This window comes from Escherichia sp. E2586 (assembly GCF_005781105.1).
Taxonomy (GTDB): domain Bacteria; phylum Pseudomonadota; class Gammaproteobacteria; order Enterobacterales; family Enterobacteriaceae; genus Escherichia.
In genome coordinates, this window is sequence record NZ_VATN01000002.1 from 133,132 (window position 1) to 149,741 (window position 16,610).

The 16,610-nt window shown below is 50.9% G+C and carries 16 protein-coding genes, 1 tRNA gene and 1 pseudogene; 14 read left to right on the forward strand and 4 right to left on the reverse strand.

What is annotated here, in order from left to right; translation table 11 throughout:
• Positions 1 to 417: 417 nt before the first annotated feature.
• From nrfB to FEK50_RS01970, 4 genes are all read left to right on the forward strand, one after another.
• Complete coding sequence (gene nrfB, locus FEK50_RS01955) at positions 418 to 2,655, forward strand: cyclic di-3',5'-guanylate-activated glycosyltransferase NrfB (protein ID WP_130206385.1); 2,238 nt, start codon at positions 418 to 420, stop codon at positions 2,653 to 2,655.
• Positions 2,642 to 5,614, forward strand: coding sequence for a bacteriophage adsorption protein NfrA (gene nfrA / locus FEK50_RS01960; RefSeq protein ID WP_131161010.1), 2,973 nt, complete (start codon positions 2,642 to 2,644; stop codon positions 5,612 to 5,614). The genes nrfB and nfrA overlap by 14 nt, the downstream gene beginning before the upstream one ends.
• Positions 5,615 to 6,505 carry a DUF4434 family protein gene (locus FEK50_RS01965; RefSeq protein WP_131161009.1) on the forward strand — a complete coding sequence of 297 codons (891 nt, stop codon included), beginning with the start codon at positions 5,615 to 5,617 and terminating at the stop codon, positions 6,503 to 6,505.
• 227 nt (positions 6,506 to 6,732) lie between these two features.
• Positions 6,733 to 7,410, forward strand: a complete 678-nt coding sequence (locus FEK50_RS01970) for a hypothetical protein (RefSeq protein ID WP_131161008.1) — start codon at positions 6,733 to 6,735, stop codon at positions 7,408 to 7,410.
• Between the two features lie 103 nt (positions 7,411 to 7,513).
• Here the strand turns inward: FEK50_RS01970 and emrE are convergent, their stop codons facing one another.
• On the reverse strand, positions 7,514 to 7,846 hold the full coding sequence (gene emrE / locus FEK50_RS01975) for a multidrug efflux SMR transporter EmrE (RefSeq protein WP_001070440.1): 333 nt from the start codon (positions 7,844 to 7,846) through the stop codon (positions 7,514 to 7,516).
• A 93-nt stretch (positions 7,847 to 7,939) separates the two neighbouring features.
• Between emrE and FEK50_RS01980 the strand changes: the two are divergent.
• Positions 7,940 to 8,083: pseudogene (locus FEK50_RS01980) on the forward strand (integrase); the annotation flags it as partial.
• 42 nt (positions 8,084 to 8,125) lie between these two features.
• Here the strand turns inward: FEK50_RS01980 and FEK50_RS01985 are convergent.
• A tRNA-Arg gene (locus FEK50_RS01985) sits at positions 8,126 to 8,202 on the reverse strand.
• A 57-nt stretch (positions 8,203 to 8,259) separates the two neighbouring features.
• On the opposite strand from FEK50_RS01985, the gene FEK50_RS01990 reads away from it, so the two are divergent.
• The 4 genes from FEK50_RS01990 to FEK50_RS02005 all read left to right on the forward strand — a co-directional run bounded on the left by FEK50_RS01990 (position 8,260) and on the right by FEK50_RS02005 (position 10,284).
• On the forward strand, positions 8,260 to 8,502 hold the full coding sequence (locus FEK50_RS01990) for a hypothetical protein (protein ID WP_130206377.1): 243 nt from the start codon (positions 8,260 to 8,262) through the stop codon (positions 8,500 to 8,502).
• Between the two features lie 71 nt (positions 8,503 to 8,573).
• Entirely contained in the window at positions 8,574 to 9,440 is an 867-nt protein-coding gene (gene folD / locus FEK50_RS01995) for a bifunctional methylenetetrahydrofolate dehydrogenase/methenyltetrahydrofolate cyclohydrolase FolD (protein ID WP_130206375.1), read from the forward strand.
• 1 nt (position 9,441) lies between these two features.
• Entirely contained in the window at positions 9,442 to 9,654 is a 213-nt protein-coding gene (ybcJ, locus tag FEK50_RS02000) for a ribosome-associated protein YbcJ (RefSeq protein WP_130206373.1), read from the forward strand.
• 108 nt (positions 9,655 to 9,762) lie between these two features.
• A complete protein-coding gene (locus tag FEK50_RS02005; protein WP_131161007.1) occupies positions 9,763 to 10,284 on the forward strand; it encodes a metal-dependent hydrolase in 522 nt (173 codons plus the stop codon).
• A gap of 35 nt (positions 10,285 to 10,319) precedes the next feature.
• Here FEK50_RS02005 and cysS read toward each other — a convergent pair whose 3' ends face one another.
• A complete protein-coding gene (cysS, locus tag FEK50_RS02010) occupies positions 10,320 to 11,705 on the reverse strand; it encodes a cysteine--tRNA ligase (RefSeq protein WP_000912345.1) in 1,386 nt (461 codons plus the stop codon).
• A 173-nt stretch (positions 11,706 to 11,878) separates the two neighbouring features.
• Between cysS and ppiB the strand changes: the two genes are divergently transcribed.
• The 5 genes from ppiB to purK all read left to right on the forward strand — a co-directional run bounded on the left by ppiB (position 11,879) and on the right by purK (position 15,208).
• Complete coding sequence (ppiB, locus tag FEK50_RS02015) at positions 11,879 to 12,373, forward strand: peptidylprolyl isomerase B (protein WP_000256002.1); 495 nt, start codon at positions 11,879 to 11,881, stop codon at positions 12,371 to 12,373.
• 2 nt (positions 12,374 to 12,375) lie between these two features.
• Positions 12,376 to 13,098, forward strand: coding sequence for a UDP-2,3-diacylglucosamine diphosphatase (gene lpxH / locus FEK50_RS02020; protein ID WP_131161006.1), 723 nt, complete (start codon positions 12,376 to 12,378; stop codon positions 13,096 to 13,098).
• A 111-nt stretch (positions 13,099 to 13,209) separates the two neighbouring features.
• Positions 13,210 to 13,539, forward strand: a complete 330-nt coding sequence (locus FEK50_RS02025; RefSeq protein WP_130260270.1) for a hypothetical protein — start codon at positions 13,210 to 13,212, stop codon at positions 13,537 to 13,539.
• Between the two features lie 95 nt (positions 13,540 to 13,634).
• Positions 13,635 to 14,144 carry a 5-(carboxyamino)imidazole ribonucleotide mutase gene (gene purE, locus FEK50_RS02030; protein WP_001295318.1) on the forward strand — a complete coding sequence of 170 codons (510 nt, stop codon included), beginning with the start codon at positions 13,635 to 13,637 and terminating at the stop codon, positions 14,142 to 14,144.
• Complete coding sequence (purK, locus tag FEK50_RS02035; protein WP_000815528.1) at positions 14,141 to 15,208, forward strand: 5-(carboxyamino)imidazole ribonucleotide synthase; 1,068 nt, start codon at positions 14,141 to 14,143, stop codon at positions 15,206 to 15,208. The genes purE and purK overlap by 4 nt, the downstream gene beginning before the upstream one ends.
• Positions 15,209 to 15,244: 36 nt before the next feature.
• On the opposite strand, the gene FEK50_RS02040 is transcribed toward purK, so the two are convergent.
• Positions 15,245 to 16,546, reverse strand: coding sequence for a uracil/xanthine transporter (locus tag FEK50_RS02040; protein WP_130206365.1), 1,302 nt, complete (start codon positions 16,544 to 16,546; stop codon positions 15,245 to 15,247).
• Between the last annotated feature and the right edge of the window lie 64 nt (positions 16,547 to 16,610).

Genomic DNA, 16,610 nt, shown 5'->3' on the forward strand with positions numbered 1-16,610 from the left:
TTCAGGAATGTCTCTTTGATTATTTTTTCCTTTGTTATTTTAATGTTCTTTATTTCCCGGTTGAATATTAAACTTTAATAGTCGAAAGAGAAATGAAGTTAACCTTCCTGTACCCACAGCAACGCCGTCTTTTTGTTCAGCACGGGGAAAATGATCTCCCCTGCTCACCTCCTCCAGGCACTTCCACTACATGATGACCTGATCGGTGCCACCGCTCCTCTTCACTATGACGTTAACCTCCCCTCCTTGACACCACGCTTTTGTCTACATTCTACGCAATCGGCAGCTTTTATAACCAGTGTAAAAATAACGTGCCGCAATAGTCATACCTATTAACGGTAAAAAGCTGTCACAATTCATAAAAAACCTTAATATACGCCACCCTAAACATAACCAGCGTTAATGTAAGGTTTTTGTGTGGACTGGCTTCTTGATGTTTTTGCTACCTGGCTCTACGGCTTAAAAGTAATCGCGATAACGTTAGCGGTCATAATGTTCATCAGCGGGCTGGACGATTTTTTCATTGATGTCGTCTACTGGGTACGCCGCATTAAGCGCAAGTTGAGTGTTTATCGCCGCTACCCGCGAATGAGTTACCGCGAACTGTATAAGCCGGATGAAAAACCATTAGCGATTATGGTTCCGGCGTGGAACGAAACAGGCGTCATCGGCAATATGGCCGAGCTGGCAGCGACCACGCTCGACTACGAAAACTATCATATCTTTGTTGGCACTTACCCCAACGACCCTGACACTCAGCGTGATGTTGACGAAGTGTGCGCTCGCTTCCCGAACGTGCACAAGGTGGTCTGCGCGCGTCCTGGCCCCACCAGTAAAGCAGACTGTCTGAACAATGTGCTGGATGCCATTACCCAGTTTGAACGTAGCGCCAATTTCGCCTTTGCTGGTTTTATCCTGCATGATGCTGAAGACGTGATTTCGCCAATGGAGTTGCGTCTGTTCAACTATCTGGTCGAGCGTAAAGATCTGATTCAGATCCCTGTGTATCCGTTCGAACGCGAATGGACGCACTTCACCAGCATGACCTATATCGATGAGTTTTCAGAACTGCATGGCAAAGATGTTCCGGTGCGTGAAGCTCTCGCCGGACAGGTGCCTAGCGCAGGCGTCGGTACCTGCTTCAGCCGCCGCGCCGTGACCGCGCTGTTAGCCGACGGTGACGGTATCGCTTTCGACGTGCAGAGTCTTACTGAAGATTACGACATTGGTTTCCGCCTGAAAGAGAAAGGTATGACGGAAATTTTTGTCCGTTTTCCGGTGGTGGACGAAGCCAAAGAACGCGAGCAGCGTAAATTTTTACAGCACGCGCGGACATCAAACATGATCTGCGTGCGCGAATATTTCCCCGATACCTTTTCGACTGCGGTTCGGCAAAAGTCTCGCTGGATCATCGGCATTGTTTTCCAGGGTTTTAAAACTCACAAATGGACCTCCAGCCTGACGCTGAACTACTTTCTCTGGCGCGACCGCAAAGGGGCAATCAGTAACTTTGTCAGCTTCCTCGCGATGCTGGTAATGATCCAGCTTTTGCTGTTGCTGGCGTATGAAAGCTTGTGGCCTGATGCCTGGCATTTCCTTTCTATCTTCAGCGGCAGTGCATGGTTTATGACCCTGCTGTGGCTAAACTTTGGCTTGATGGTTAACCGCATTGTGCAGCGGGTGATTTTTGTCACCGGCTACTACGGTTTGACACAGGGCCTGCTTTCCATCCTGCGTCTGTTCTGGGGCAACCTGATTAACTTTATGGCTAACTGGCGCGCGCTGAAACAGGTTCTTCAGCACGGCGATCCGCGTCGCGTGGCGTGGGATAAAACGACGCACGATTTCCCCAGCGTGACTGGCGATACCCGTTCGTTGCGCCCATTAGGTCAAATTCTGCTGGAAAATCAGGTCATCACCGAAGAGCAACTCGATACAGCACTGCGTAATCGTGTCGAAGGTTTACGTCTCGGCGGTTCGATGCTAATGCAAGGATTGATCAGCGCCGAACAACTGGCGCAAGCGCTGGCTGAACAAAACGGCGTGGCGTGGGAATCCATCGATGCCTGGCAGATCCCTTCTTCGCTGATTGCCGAAATGCCGGCCTCCGTGGCGCTACATTATGCGGTGCTGCCGCTGCGTCTGGAAAATGATGAGTTAATTGTCGGTAGTGAAGACGGTATTGACCCGGTTTCTCTGGCAGCGCTGGCGCGTAAGGTCGGACGGAAAGTACGTTACGTCATTGTTCTGCGTGGACAAATTGTCACTGGATTACGTCACTGGTATGCACGTCGGCGCGGCCACGATCCACGGGCAATGTTGTACAATGCGGTTCAGCATCAGTGGCTCACGGAACAGCAGGCCGGTGAAATCTGGCGGCAATATGTGCCGCATCAGTTCCTGTTCGCCGAAATACTGACCACGCTCGGTCATATTAATCGTTCAGCCATTAACGTGTTGTTATTGCGCCATGAACGCAGTTCTCTGCCGCTCGGCAAGTTTTTGGTCACCGAAGGCGTTATCAGCCAGGAAACGTTGGATCGCGTACTGTCAATTCAACGCGAATTACAAGTTTCGATGCAATCATTATTACTCAAAGCAGGTTTAAACACAGAACAGGTTGCGCAACTGGAGTCCGAAAATGAAGGAGAATAACCTTAATCGCGTCATCGGATGGTCTGGTTTACTGCTGACGTCTTTATTGAGTACCAGCGCACTCGCAGACAATATCGGCACCAGCGCAAAAGAGCTGGGGCTGAGCGACTATCGCCATTTTGTTATTTATCCCCGTCTCGATAAGGCGCTGAAGGCACAGAAAAATAACGACGAAGCAACCGCCATCCGCGAATTTGAATATATACAACAGCAGGTGCCGGATAATATTCCGCTGACGTTATATCTGGCGGAAGCTTATCGCCATTTTGGTCATGATGACCGCGCGCGATTATTGCTTGAGGATCAACTGAAACGTCACCCAGGGGATGCCCGGCTTGAGCGAAATCTGGCGGCAATTCCAGTGGAAGTGAAAAGCGTCACTACTGTTGAAGAGTTGCTCGCCCAGCAAAAAGCGTGCGATGCTGCACCGACCCTGCGTTGTCGCAGTGAAGTCGGGCAGAATGCGCTGCGGCTGGCGCAGTTGCCTGTCGCCAGAGCGCAACTGAACGATGCAACGTTTGCCGCATCGCCGGAAGGAAAAACGCTGCGAACCGATCTGCTGCAACGGGCAATCTACCTGAAACAATGGTCGCAGGCAGATACGCTATACAATGAAGCACGCCAGCAGAATACATTAAACGCGGCAGAGCGCCGTCAGTGGTTTGACGTTCTTCTTGCCGGAGAACTGGACGATCGGATCCTTGCTCTGCAATCAGTGGGGATCTTCACCGATCCACAGTCGTACATTACTTACGCGACCGCGCTGGCTTATCGTGGCGAAAAAACACGTCTCCAGCGTTATCTCGCTGAAAACACGCCGCTGTTTACCACGGACGCACAAGAGAAAAGCTGGCTCTATCTGTTATCGAAATACAGCGCCAATCCCGTGCAGGCATTGGCGAATCATCAGGTACAGTTTGCCGATAACCGCCAGTATGTTGTTGGCGCAACGCTACCGGTGCTGTTAAAAGAAGGTCAGTACGACGCGGCGCAAAGACTGCTCGCTACCCTCCCCGCCGATGAAATGCTTGAAGAGCGTTATACCATCAGCGTGGCGACCCGTAATAAAGCAGAAGCGCTGCGTCTGGCACGATTGTTGTATCAGCGAGAACCGGCAAATCTTACCCGACTGGATCAACTCACCTGGCAACTGATGCAGGCCGGGCAATCACGCGAAGCTGCCGATTTATTATTGCAACGCTATCCCTTTCAGGGCGATGCGCGTGTCAGCCAGACTTTAATGACACGGCTGGCTTCTCTGCTGGAAAGTCATCCTTACCTGGCGACGCCTGCAAAAGTGGCGATTTTATCGAAACCCTTGCCGCTGGTGGCGCAACGTCAATGGCAAAGCCAGTTACCGGGTATTGCGGATAATTGCCCGGCAATCGTTAGTTTGCTTGGGGATATGTCACCTTCTTACGATGCTGCCGCCTGGAACCGCCTGGCGAAGTGTTATCGGGAAACACTTCCCGGCGTGGCGTTATATGCATGGCTTCAGGCGGAAAAAAGGCAACCGAACGCCTGGCAACATCGCGCCGTGGCTTATCAGGCTTACCAGGTGGAAGATTACAGCACCGCCCTGGCGGCCTGGGAGAAAATCAGACTTCACGAAATGAGCAATGAGGATCTGCTCGCCGCCGCCAATACCGCTCAGGCGGCGGGAAATGGCGCGGCTCGCGATCGCTGGCTTCAACAGGCAGAACAACGCGGGCTGGGAAACAATGCCCAATACTGGTGGCTGCATGCGCAACGTTATATCCCAGCTCAGCCAGAACTCGCACTGAACGATCTCACTCGCTCAATTAACATTGCGCCTTCTGCCAATGCTTACGTCGCGCGGGCAACGATTTATCGGCAACGTCATAATGTCTCAGCGGCAGTGAGCGATCTGCGCGCCGCGCTTGAACTGGAGCCCAATAACAGCAACACCCAGGCGGCGCTCGGCTACGCCCTGTGGGATAGTGGTGATATCGCGCAGTCGCGGGAGATGCTGGAACAGGCGCATAAAGGACTACCGGACGATCCGGCACTGATCCGACAACTGGCCTACGTGAATCAACGTCTGGATGATATGCCTGCGACGCAGCACTACGCACGGCAGGTGATTGATGACATTGATAATCAGGCGCTGATTACACCGCTAACGCCGGAACAAAATCAACAACGCTTTAATTTCCGTCGTTTGCATGAGGATACCGGTCGCCGCTGGAGTTTTAATTTTGATTCCTCTATCGGGTTACGCTCAGGGGCAATAAGCTCGGCAAGCAATAATGTCGGCGGTTCGGCGCCAGGTAAAAGCTATCGCAGTTACGGGCAGCTGGAAGCGGAGTACCGCATCGGGCGCAATATGCTGCTGGAAGGCGACCTGCTCTCGGTTTATAGCCGCGTCTTTGCCGATACCGGAGAAAACGGAGTGATGATGCCGGTGAAAAATCCGATGTCAGGCACCGGATTGCGCTGGAAGCCGCTGCGCGATCAGATCTTTTTCCTCGCCGTTGAACAGCAGTTCCCACTAAACGGGCAAAATGGCGCCTCCGACACCATGCTGCGTGCCAGCGCCTCGTTCTTTAACGGCGGAAAATACAGCGATGAGTGGCACCCGAACGGTTCTGGCTGGTTTGCGCAAAACCTGTATCTCGATGCGGCGCAATATTTTCGTCAGGATATTCAGGCGTGGACGGCAGATTATCGAGTTAGCTGGCACCAGAAGGTAGCGAACGGGCAGACTATTGAACCTTACGCTCACGTACAAGGTAACGGCTATCGGGATAAAGGTACTCAGGGCGCGCAGGTGGGCGGCGTCGGCGTTCGCTGGAACATCTGGACCGGCGAGACGCACTACGACGCCTGGCCGCACAAAGTCAGTCTCGGCGTCGAATATCAACATACCTTTAAGGCGATTAATCAACGTACAGGGGAGCGCAACAACGCGTTTCTCACCATTGGAGTGCACTGGTAAATGCGTAAGTTAATTTTCGTATTGCTGACACTTTTGTTGGTCAGTCCTTTTTCCTTTGCGATGAAAGGTATTATCTGGCAGCCACAAAATCGCGATAGTCAGGTCACCGACGCCCAGTGGCGTGGGTTGATGAGTCAGTTGCATTTGCAAGGATTCGACACCCTGATTCTGCAATGGACCCGTTACGGCGATGCGTTCACCCAGCCAGAACAGCGGGCATTATTGTTTAAGCGTGCCGCAGCTGCGCAACAAGCTGGCCTGAAGCTGATTGTTGGTTTGCATGCCGATCCGGAATTTTTTCTGCATCAGAAGCAGTCGTCCGCGGCGCTGGAGAGCTATCTTAATCGCTTGCTGGTCGCCGATCTCCAGCAGGCCAGATTATGGAGCGCCGCACCCGGCGTTACGCCGGATGGCTGGTACATCAGCGCGGAAATTGACGACCTGAACTGGCGCAGCGAAGCCGCCCGTCAGCCATTGCTGAAGTGGTTAAACAACTCACAACGGCTGATCAGCGATGTTTCGGCGAAACCGGTTTATATCAGTAGCTTTTTCGCCGGAAACATGTCGCCCGATGGCTATCGGCAAATGCTTGAACAAGTGAAATCTACTGGCATCCACGTCTGGGTTCAGGATGGTAGCGGCGTCGATAAACTTACTGCCGAACAGCGTGAGCGTTATCTGCAGGCCAGTGCCGATTGCCAAACTTTCTCCCCCGCCAGCGGCGTTGTTTATGAACTGTTTGTCGCCGGTAAAGGTAAAACCTTTGAAGCAAAACCAAAACCGGATGCAGAAATTGCTTCGCTGTTAGCGAAACGTTCCTCCTGCGGCAAAGACACGCTCTATTTCTCCCTGCGCTATTTGCCTGTCGCTCACGGCATTCTTGAGTATTAATGATTTAAGGGAGCAACTTTGCTTGCTCCTTTCCTTTTCACTTTCCTGGTCAGAATCCTGTAAATATTAATTGGACACAAATAATCGGTGTAGCCACTACTCAGAGGCATTATATAATCATATTCATGCCACCATATAATCTTTAAATAAGAACAATTACTCATCAGTTGCATTAGTATATTCCTTTACACGGAAATATACTTTTATCTAATACACAAAGAGAGTCAATGATGAGTAAAATTACAGGTGTTTTAGTTGATAACCATATCTATGATATTAAAAATGATATGAAGGGTGGTTACAATTTTCCTAATAGCCTGTTCCCAGGCGCCACCTTCAAGATGGTCATTGATAATGACCCCGTTAATAATGACAAGGTAATATGGAGCTGTAGCACTGATGCAGGCAATAATGCTCTGGCGGTTAGTCAGGATGGCACAGTGACTTTTCCGAATGTAGATGAAAGGTGCGTTTGGAAGATTTTTGCTATTTTTGCCACTGATAAAATAACGAATAAATCCGCCGGCGCTTATACTTTTCTCGTGAAGCGTTTTTTCAAATACAGCATTGAAAATTATAAATCAGTTAAAAATATTTTACCGTGGATTGAAAACATGAACGGAGAATTTCCTGAAGCGCAGGATATCGACAGTTACGATTATAATGATCATAATTCAGGACATATTATCAAGCGAGAAGTTAACGCAGGACTTTTCCAGGAATGGGGCAATGTAGCTAATAGTGGATGGAACACAAATAGTGAGTATGCAGGTATTTGTAGAATTTACGCTTTTAATAAAGAAAATAATACTTATTATTGGCTGAAAAATGATGGGGTCAGACAGGAATTGAGCGGGGGGTTCACTGCTCAGGCAGTTGCATCCTACAGTGAACCCATCGACTGATTGTGCTTTTTGTCCACTATCACTTGAATTATTGCAGCGTAAAAAAGCAGCCCATATAAACATACGGGCTGATGCATTTTATTAAACTCGAACGAAACTATTTTTAATGTGGTGCGCTTCGTGACAATAAGTTAATCACCAACACTCCGGCACAAATCAACATCATGCCTATAATGGCTGGCAGATCCAACCGTTGGCCGAAAAATCCCCAGGAAAGTAAACTAATCAGGACGATACCGACTCCTGACCAGATAGCATAAGCAATCCCTGTAGGAATATAAGCCAGCGTCTGAGCTAATAACCAGAATGATGCACAGTAACAAATAATTGTACCAACAGAGGGCCATAACCGTGTAAACCCCTCTGAAAACTTCATTAAGGTTGTACCAATGACCTCTGCAAGTATTGCACCACCAAGATAAATATAAGGGTTCATAGCCTATTCTTTCCTGTTAATACCGAAGAGAATTGTACTACAGTTTGAACTTAACTCACTGGTTTCTGCTGGTGCATTCATTGACGTTCTTCATCAGTGCTTCAGGAAATGGGCGGATGGGAATCCATAGAAATAGTGCGTAGATATGCTCACCTTGCGCCTAATCATTTGACGGAGCACGCGAGGAAAACTGACGACATTTTTGGTGATGATGTCCCAAAGATGTTCCATTTCTGAAATTATGGGGAAATAAAGAAGGCGTAACTGATTGAATTGTAATGGCGCGCCCTGCAGGATTCGAACCTGCGGCCCACGACTTAGAAGGTCGTTGCTCTATCCAACTGAGCTAAGGGCGCATTACACCGCGAGATGCTGTAATCGCGTGAATTATACGGTCAACCCTTGCTGAGTCAATGGCTTTTGAACCGGTTGCTGAACAAGTGTACGGCGGTGTCTATTTATCTCACCATGAGAGCAAGGAAACACATATCCGCCCTCAGTCTGGGACAGGTAAACCTGTTTTCATTGATAAAGAGTACAATTTTCTTACGTTACGAAAAATTGTGCGTTTATATGAGCCGGGTAACTATCAAACCAGCAACTCTCTGTTGCCAAAAAAACAGCGGATTACAGATAGTCCAGAAAACGAAACCTGACAGCGCGCCCCGCTTCTGACAAAATAGGCGCATCCCCTTCGACCTACGTAACAGATGGAATCCTCTCTCTGATGGCAGCAAAGATTATAGATGGTAAAACGATTGCGCAGCAGGTGCGCTCTGAGGTTGCTCAAAAAGTTCAGGCGCGTATTGCAGCCGGACTGCGGGCGCCGGGACTGGCCGTTGTGCTGGTGGGTAGCAACCCTGCATCGCAAATTTATGTCGCAAGCAAACGCAAAGCTTGCGAAGAGGTGGGATTCATCTCCCGCTCATACGACCTTCCGGAAACCACCAGCGAAGCAGAGCTGCTGGAGCTTATCGATGTACTGAATGCCGACAACACCATCGATGGCATTCTGGTACAACTGCCATTACCGGCAGGTATTGATAACGTCAAAGTGCTGGAACGTATTCACCCGGACAAAGACGTGGACGGTTTCCATCCTTACAACGTCGGTCGTCTGTGCCAGCGCGCGCCGCGTCTACGTCCCTGCACTCCGCGCGGTATCGTCACGCTGCTTGAGCGTTACAACATTGATACTTTCGGCCTCAACGCCGTGGTGATTGGCGCATCGAATATCGTTGGTCGCCCGATGAGCATGGAACTGCTGCTGGCAGGTTGCACCACCACCGTGACTCACCGCTTCACTAAAAATCTGCGTCATCATGTAGAAAATGCCGATCTGTTGATCGTTGCCGTCGGTAAGCCGGGCTTTATTCCAGGTGACTGGATCAAAGAAGGCGCAATTGTGATTGATGTCGGCATCAACCGTCTGGAAAATGGCAAAGTTGTGGGCGACGTAGTGTTTGAAGACGCGGCTAAACGCGCCTCCTGGATTACGCCTGTCCCCGGCGGCGTTGGCCCGATGACGGTTGCCACGCTGATTGAAAACACGCTACAGGCGTGCGTTGAATATCATGATCCACAGGGTGAGTAACATGGCGACATTTTCTTTAGGTAAACATCCGCACGTTGAGCTGTGCGACTTGCTGAAACTGGAAGGCTGGAGCGAAAGCGGCGCGCAGGCGAAAATCGCGATTGCAGAAGGCCAGGTAAAAGTCGACGGCGAAGTTGAGACGCGTAAACGTTGCAAAATCGTCGCCGGTCAGACTGTGAGTTTTGCGGGTCACAGCGTACAGGTTGTTGCCTGAGCCCACTTCGGCCTGCCTGTACGCAGGCCGATTCTCTTTTCAGACCTTTGCCCTCTTCGTCGCTTTCATACAGGCTGATAGCGTCGACATTTTGCCGAAGCGATCATCATGCCAACCGTTATTACCCACGCAGCCGTTCCCCTATGCATTGGTTTAGGGTTGGGTTCGAAAGTCATCCCTCCGCGTCTGTTATTTGCCGGAATCGTCCTGGCGATGCTGCCCGATGCCGATGTATTGTCGTTTAAATTTGGCGTTGCTTACGGCAATGTTTTTGGTCATCGCGGGTTTACCCATTCGCTGGTGTTTGCGTTTGTTGTCCCGCTGTTATGTGTGCTGATTGGACGTCGATGGTTCAGGGCTGGGCTGATTCGCTGCTGGCTGTTTTTAACCGTCTCATTGCTATCGCACAGCTTGCTGGATTCGGTAACCACTGGCGGTAAGGGCGTTGGCTGGCTGTGGCCGTGGTCAGATGAACGCTTTTTCGCTCCCTGGCAGGTGATTCAAGTCGCGCCGTTTGCGTTGTCTCGTTACACCACGCCGTACGGACATCAGGTGATAATTTCTGAATTGATGTGGGTGTGGTTGCCGGGGATGGTGCTGATGGGAATGTTGTGGTGGCGCAGGCGATAACCGGATGCGAGAACTCGCATCCGGCAATAGCGCAATTACTTACGACGCCAGGTGGTCCCTTGCGGGCCATCTTCCAGCACGATCCCCATCTCATTCAGACGGTCACGCGCCGCATCTGCCGCCGCCCAGTCTTTCGCTTTACGGGCATCCAGACGCTGTTGAATTAACGCTTCAATCTCAGCCACTTCGCTGTCGTCTGCCTGCGCACCGCTTTGCAGGAACGCTTCCGGTTCTTGCTCCAGCAGGCCCAATACAGCGGAAAGTTTACGCAGGTGAGATGCCATTGCGTTCGCCGCTGCCATATCTTCTGCTTTCAGACGGTTCACTTCACGCGCCATATCAAACAGCACGGAATAGGCTTCCGGGGTGTTGAAATCATCGTCCATCGCTTCAATAAAGCGCGCTTCAAACGCTTCGCCACCAGCAGGAGCAACGGTTTTGTCTGTACCGCGCAGCGCAGTGTAGAGACGCTCCAGCGCCGCACGCGCCTGCTTCAGGTTCTCTTCGCTGTAATTCAGCTGGCTGCGATAGTGGCCCGACATCAGGAAGTAACGCACGGTTTCCGCGTCGTAGTATTTCAGCACATCGCGCACGGTAAAGAAGTTACCCAGCGATTTGGACATCTTCTCGCGGTCAACCATCACCATCCCGGAGTGCATCCAGTAGTTCACATACTGACCATCATGGGCACAGGTGGACTGGGCGATTTCGTTTTCGTGGTGTGGGAACATCAGGTCAGAACCGCCGCCGTGGATATCAAAGTGGTTACCCAGCTGCTTGCAGTTCATTGCCGAACATTCAATGTGCCAGCCAGGACGGCCCGCGCCCCACGGAGACGGCCAGCTCGGTTCGCCCTCTTTCGACATCTTCCACAGTACGAAGTCCATCGGGTTGCGTTTGTCGTCGACCACGTCAACGCGCGCGCCTGCCTGCAGCTGGTCGAGATCCTGACGCGACAGCACGCCATAAGTCGGATCGGTCGGGACGTCGAACATCACGTCGCCGTTGTCCGCCACATAAGCGTGACCTTTGGCGATCAGTTGTTCAGTGAGTTCAATAATTTCTGCGATATGGTGCGTCGCGCGCGGCTCCATATCCGGGCGCAGAATGTTCAAAGCATCAAAATCTTTGTGCATTTCGGCGATCATGCGATCCACCAGCGCCACAAAGCTTTCGCCATTTTCATTGGCGCGCTTGATGATTTTGTCGTCGATATCGGTAATGTTACGCACATACTTCAACTTATAGCCGAGGAAACGCAGGTAACGCGCAACCACGTCAAAGGCAACAAAGGTACGCCCGTGACCGATATGACAGAGATCGTAAACGGTGATTCCACACACGTACATGCCGACTTCCCCGGCGTGAATAGGCTTAAATTCCTCTTTTTGGCGTGTCAGAGTATTGAAGATTTTTAGCATCGAAGATTCCGTTTAGACATGTGTGGGTAATTGAGTTGCGTATAATACCCATATTTCCCGCGCGAATCAGCATACATTGCGAGATGATCCGATCGTGCGGTTATGCTATAACACCACCCTATATATGACCCGAACCGGGTTGAAGCACCAATCAAACGGAACAGGATGCAAAAATGGTTACTTTCCACACCAATCACGGCGATATTGTCATCAAAACTTTTGACGATAAAGCACCTGAAACAGTTAAAAACTTCCTGGACTACTGCCGCGAAGGTTTTTACAACAACACCATTTTCCACCGTGTTATCAACGGTTTTATGATTCAGGGCGGCGGTTTTGAGCCGGGCATGAAACAAAAAGCCACCAAAGAGCCGATCAAAAACGAAGCCAACAACGGTCTGAAAAACACCCGTGGTACGCTGGCAATGGCCCGTACTCAGGCACCGCACTCTGCAACTGCCCAGTTCTTCATCAACGTGGTTGATAACGACTTCCTGAACTTCTCCGGCGAGAGCCTGCAAGGTTGGGGTTACTGCGTGTTTGCTGAAGTGGTTGAAGGCATGGACGTAGTCGACAAAATCAAAGGTGTCGCTACCGGTCGTAGCGGTATGCACCAGGACGTGCCAAAAGAAGACGTTATCATTGAAAGCGTGACCGTTAGCGAGTAATCGTGGCGACACTCTTTATTGCAGATCTTCATCTCTGCGTGGAAGAACCGGCGATCACCGCCGGTTTTCTGCGTTTTTTAGCGGGAGAAGCACGCAAGGCCGACGCGCTGTATATCCTTGGCGATCTGTTTGAAGCCTGGATTGGCGACGACGATCCCAGCCCGTTTCATCGCCAGATGGCGGCTGCGATCAAAGCGGTATCCGATTCCGGCGTTCCCTGTTATTTCATTCATGGCAACCGTGATTTTCTGCTCGGCAAACGCTTTGCCCGTGAAAGCGACATGAGGTTATTGCCGGAAGAAAAGGTGCTCGAACTTTATGGTCGTCGGGTATTGATTATGCATGGTGACACGCTGTGCACTGACGATGTGGGTTATCAGGCTTTTCGCGCTAAAGTCCACAAACCCTGGTTGCAAACGCTATTCCTCGCCCTGCCGTTGTTTGTGCGCAAACGTATTGCCGCGCGAATGCGAGCAAACAGTAAAGAAGCCAACAGCAGTAAATCGCTGGCGATCATGGACGTTAACCAAAACGCGGTGGTCAGTGCGATGGAAAAACATCAGGTGCAATGGCTGATTCACGGGCATACCCATCGCCCGGCAGTGCATGAGCTCATCGCCAATGCGCAACCGGCTTTTCGCGTGGTACTCGGTGCCTGGCATACGAAAGGTTCAATGGTGAAAGTCACGGCAGATGACGTTGAATTAATTCATTTTCCCTTCTGAACACGAATGAATAGATTCTGAAAAAGCGCCGGACTAACGCAACCTGTATATCTTTTTCTGAGCCAGCAAGGTAATAAATCCCTGAGTGAAATAACAACAGGGAATATTATTATGCAACGCTGCAACGGATTTTTGATTTCTGGCATCGCCCTTACGGCAGGTGCACCTCTGTGTATTAGCTGGTTCGGTCTTGTCGGCTTCTATTTTGGCGCATTGTCACTGGTAGCTGCGGCGGTCATTTCGTGGATAGTCTATTTCTGGCTCATTTATTTAGTACTCACCCGCCCTCACAACCAACGCTTTGTAGAAAGATTTATATTGATTGTTGGTATTTGCTTTTTTCCGTGGAGCATTGTGCTGATATGGGCATTCTTTGCCAGTTCAGCCAGAGCGCATAATCAACACGCAGAGCAGACTAAAAACTCAACAACTGACGGTTAATTCCGCCTACGCAACCGTTTTCCTTGCTCTCTTTCCGTGCTATTCTCTGTGCCCTCTAAAGCCGAGAGTTGTGCACCACAGGAGTTTTAAGACGCATGTCTTCCCGCAATAATCCGGCGCGTGTCGCCATCGTGATGGGGTCCAAAAGCGACTGGGCTACCATGCAGTTCGCCGCCGAAATCTTCGAAATCCTGAATGTCCCGCACCACGTTGAAGTGGTTTCTGCTCACCGTACCCCCGATAAACTGTTCAGCTTCGCCGAAAGCGCCGAAGAGAACGGTTATCAGGTGATTATTGCGGGCGCAGGCGGCGCTGCACACCTGCCGGGCATGATTGCCGCCAAAACGCTGGTGCCAGTGCTGGGCGTGCCCGTACAGAGCGCCGCACTGAGCGGTGTCGATAGCCTCTACTCCATCGTACAAATGCCGCGCGGCATTCCTGTAGGTACGCTGGCGATTGGTAAAGCAGGCGCGGCAAACGCGGCGTTACTGGCAGCACAAATTCTTGCGACTCATGATAAAGAACTGCACCAGCGTCTGAATGACTGGCGCAAAGCCCAGACCGACGAAGTGCTGGAAAACCCGGACCCTCGAGGTGCGGCATGAAACAGGTTTGCGTCCTCGGTAACGGGCAGTTAGGCCGTATGCTGCGCCAGGCTGGCGAACCGTTAGGCATTGCTGTCTGGCCGGTCGGGCTGGACGCTGAACCGGCGGCGGTGCCTTTTCAACAAAGTGTGATTACCGCTGAGATCGAACGCTGGCCGGAAACCGCATTAACCCGCGAGCTGGCGCGCCATCCGGCATTTGTGAACCGCGATGTGTTCCCGATTATTGCCGACCGTCTGACTCAGAAGCAGCTTTTCGACAAGCTCCACCTGCCGACCGCACCGTGGCAGTTACTTGCCGATCGCAGCGAGTGGCCAGCGGTGTTTGATCGTTTAGGTGAGCTGGCGATTGTTAAGCGTCGCACTGGTGGCTATGACGGTCGCGGTCAATGGCGTTTACGCGCCGATGAAACCGAACAGTTACCGGCAGAGTGTTACGGCGAATGTATTGTCGAGCAGGGCATTAACTTCTCTGGTGAAGTGTCGCTGGTTGGCGCACGCGGCTTTGACGGCAGCACGGTGTTTTATCCGCTAACGCATAACCTGCATCAGGACGGTATTTTGCGCACCAGCGTCGCTTTCCCGCAGGCCAACGCACAGCAGCAGGCGCAAGCTGAAGAGATGTTGTCGGCGATTATGCAGGAGCTGGGCTATGTGGGCGTGATGGCGATGGAGTGTTTTGTCACCCCGCAAGGTCTGTTGATCAACGAACTGGCACCGCGTGTGCATAACAGCGGTCACTGGACGCAAAACGGTGCCAGCATCAGCCAGTTTGAGCTGCATCTGCGGGCGATTACCGATCTGCCGTTACCGCAACCGGTAGTGAATAGTCCGTCGGTGATGATCAACCTGATTGGTAGCGATGTGAATTATGACTGGCTGAAACTGCCGCTGGTGCATCTGCACTGGTACGACAAAGAAGTCCGTCCGGGCCGTAAAGTGGGGCATCTGAATTTGACCGACAGCGACACATCGCGTCTGACCGCGACGCTGGAAGCGCTGATCCCATTACTGCCGCCGGAGTATGCCAGCGGCGTGATGTGGGCGCAGAGTAAGTTCAGTTGAGCCATATCGGGTGGCTAATTCTCGTCACCCGTCACCTCATTTCAGCCGATGCCACGGAATCAGATTATCCATTAACACCGCCAACAAAATACTAACCAGCAATCCGTTACTTAATAATGGGCGAAGCGTTAATGGCAGATCCTGTAAATAGACAGGCGGTAATCCCATTAAAAAGATCCCAACAAATAACGGTAGTGCGAGTCGATAAACATTACGCGCCGTAAAGTTAATTTGTTGGCTAAAAAGTAGCGCAGAAAAGAGTAATGGCAAATAAGACACTAACATTACCGCACTCGTTACCGGCAGCGGAATACTGCTGAATAAGCGCGTCAGTGGCGGAGTCATCGCTACCAACAAACAAATCGCACTACCGTAGAGAAATGAACGACGTGTCGCATCGCCAGTTTGCGTTAATAAACCAATAGACGAAACGAACGGCGAAAAGGGAATAATAGCCATCGGCACCGTCACCAGCGTCATCACCCCTGTGACCACGAAACTTCGACGATAACGTCTGTTTCCCGCCCCTTGTTGTGGGTAAAAAATATCAGTACCCCGGACTGCGCCATAAGTATTGCTGATATTAACCAGACCGGTAATTACCGCCGTCACAATAATCCCTGGGGATAACTTGCCTCCGCTCCCCAAGGGAAACCATTGCCAGTGCAGTTCAGAATGAATGATTGGCGATGAAGGAAAGCAGAAACGCCAAAGTAGCCAACCTAGTATTGTCCCCACCAATACCCCATAACGTGCCAAACGCTGGGGAAGAAAAATAATCATCGCCAGCACCAGACACATTACCGCTACCGACAGAGCAAACGCTGGAAACTGAATTTTAAAATTTGGGTCGGCAATACCAAACGGCAAACCTAACATTCCCTTAAAGAAGATAGTGGTAAGCTGCGCACCCAGCATCAACATAAAAACGACCATCACGGTTGGGGTGAACAAGCGTGCCAGACGGTGACCTAACCCACTAATACCAATTAAAATAGTCAGTACGCCGGAAATCGCAATTCCTGCTACCAGACTATTGGCAATATCATTGAGCGGTGTACCTCGCGATGATTCACCCAACGTGATGGTGAGGATCGTTCCCCACCATAAACCTCCAGGCCCTTCCATAATAGCGCGGCGATGACCGAAAAATGCCTGAGCGATACAGGCTAATGCGGTTGCCAGAAATGCATATTGCGTCAGTGTCAGCAAACAGCTTTGCGGTAGCTGAAATGCCGAAAGCAACGTTGGCGGAACCACTACGGTGTTACAAAAAATGAAGAAAAACCACTGAAAACCAGACAACATATTTTCGCGGTTAAATGAAATATTAAACATAGGAACACCTGTTAAAATCGCGCCAACTGCTATCATTTATCGAATACAGATAACTTCATTCCCC

Bases quoted from the DNA above. Each gene is read 5' to 3' on its own strand.
- ppiB (WP_000256002.1), top strand. From the start codon at position 11,879: ATGGTTACTTTCCACACCAATCACGGCGATATTGTCATCAAAACTTTT.
- purE (WP_001295318.1), top strand. From the start codon at position 13,635: ATGTCTTCCCGCAATAATCCGGCGCGTGTCGCCATCGTGATGGGGTCC.
- FEK50_RS02040 (WP_130206365.1), bottom strand. From the start codon at position 16,546: ATGTTTAATATTTCATTTAACCGCGAAAATATGTTGTCTGGTTTTCAG.
- FEK50_RS01970 (WP_131161008.1), top strand. From the start codon at position 6,733: ATGATGAGTAAAATTACAGGTGTTTTAGTTGATAACCATATCTATGAT.
- ybcJ (WP_130206373.1), top strand. From the start codon at position 9,442: ATGGCGACATTTTCTTTAGGTAAACATCCGCACGTTGAGCTGTGCGAC.
- nfrA (WP_131161010.1), top strand. From the start codon at position 2,642: ATGAAGGAGAATAACCTTAATCGCGTCATCGGATGGTCTGGTTTACTG.
- FEK50_RS02005 (WP_131161007.1), top strand. From the start codon at position 9,763: ATGCCAACCGTTATTACCCACGCAGCCGTTCCCCTATGCATTGGTTTA.
- FEK50_RS02025 (WP_130260270.1), top strand. From the start codon at position 13,210: ATGCAACGCTGCAACGGATTTTTGATTTCTGGCATCGCCCTTACGGCA.
- FEK50_RS01990 (WP_130206377.1), top strand. From the start codon at position 8,260: ATGGCTTTTGAACCGGTTGCTGAACAAGTGTACGGCGGTGTCTATTTA.
- cysS (WP_000912345.1), bottom strand. From the start codon at position 11,705: ATGCTAAAAATCTTCAATACTCTGACACGCCAAAAAGAGGAATTTAAG.
- emrE (WP_001070440.1), bottom strand. From the start codon at position 7,846: ATGAACCCTTATATTTATCTTGGTGGTGCAATACTTGCAGAGGTCATT.
- FEK50_RS01965 (WP_131161009.1), top strand. From the start codon at position 5,615: ATGCGTAAGTTAATTTTCGTATTGCTGACACTTTTGTTGGTCAGTCCT.
- folD (WP_130206375.1), top strand. From the start codon at position 8,574: ATGGCAGCAAAGATTATAGATGGTAAAACGATTGCGCAGCAGGTGCGC.
- purK (WP_000815528.1), top strand. From the start codon at position 14,141: ATGAAACAGGTTTGCGTCCTCGGTAACGGGCAGTTAGGCCGTATGCTG.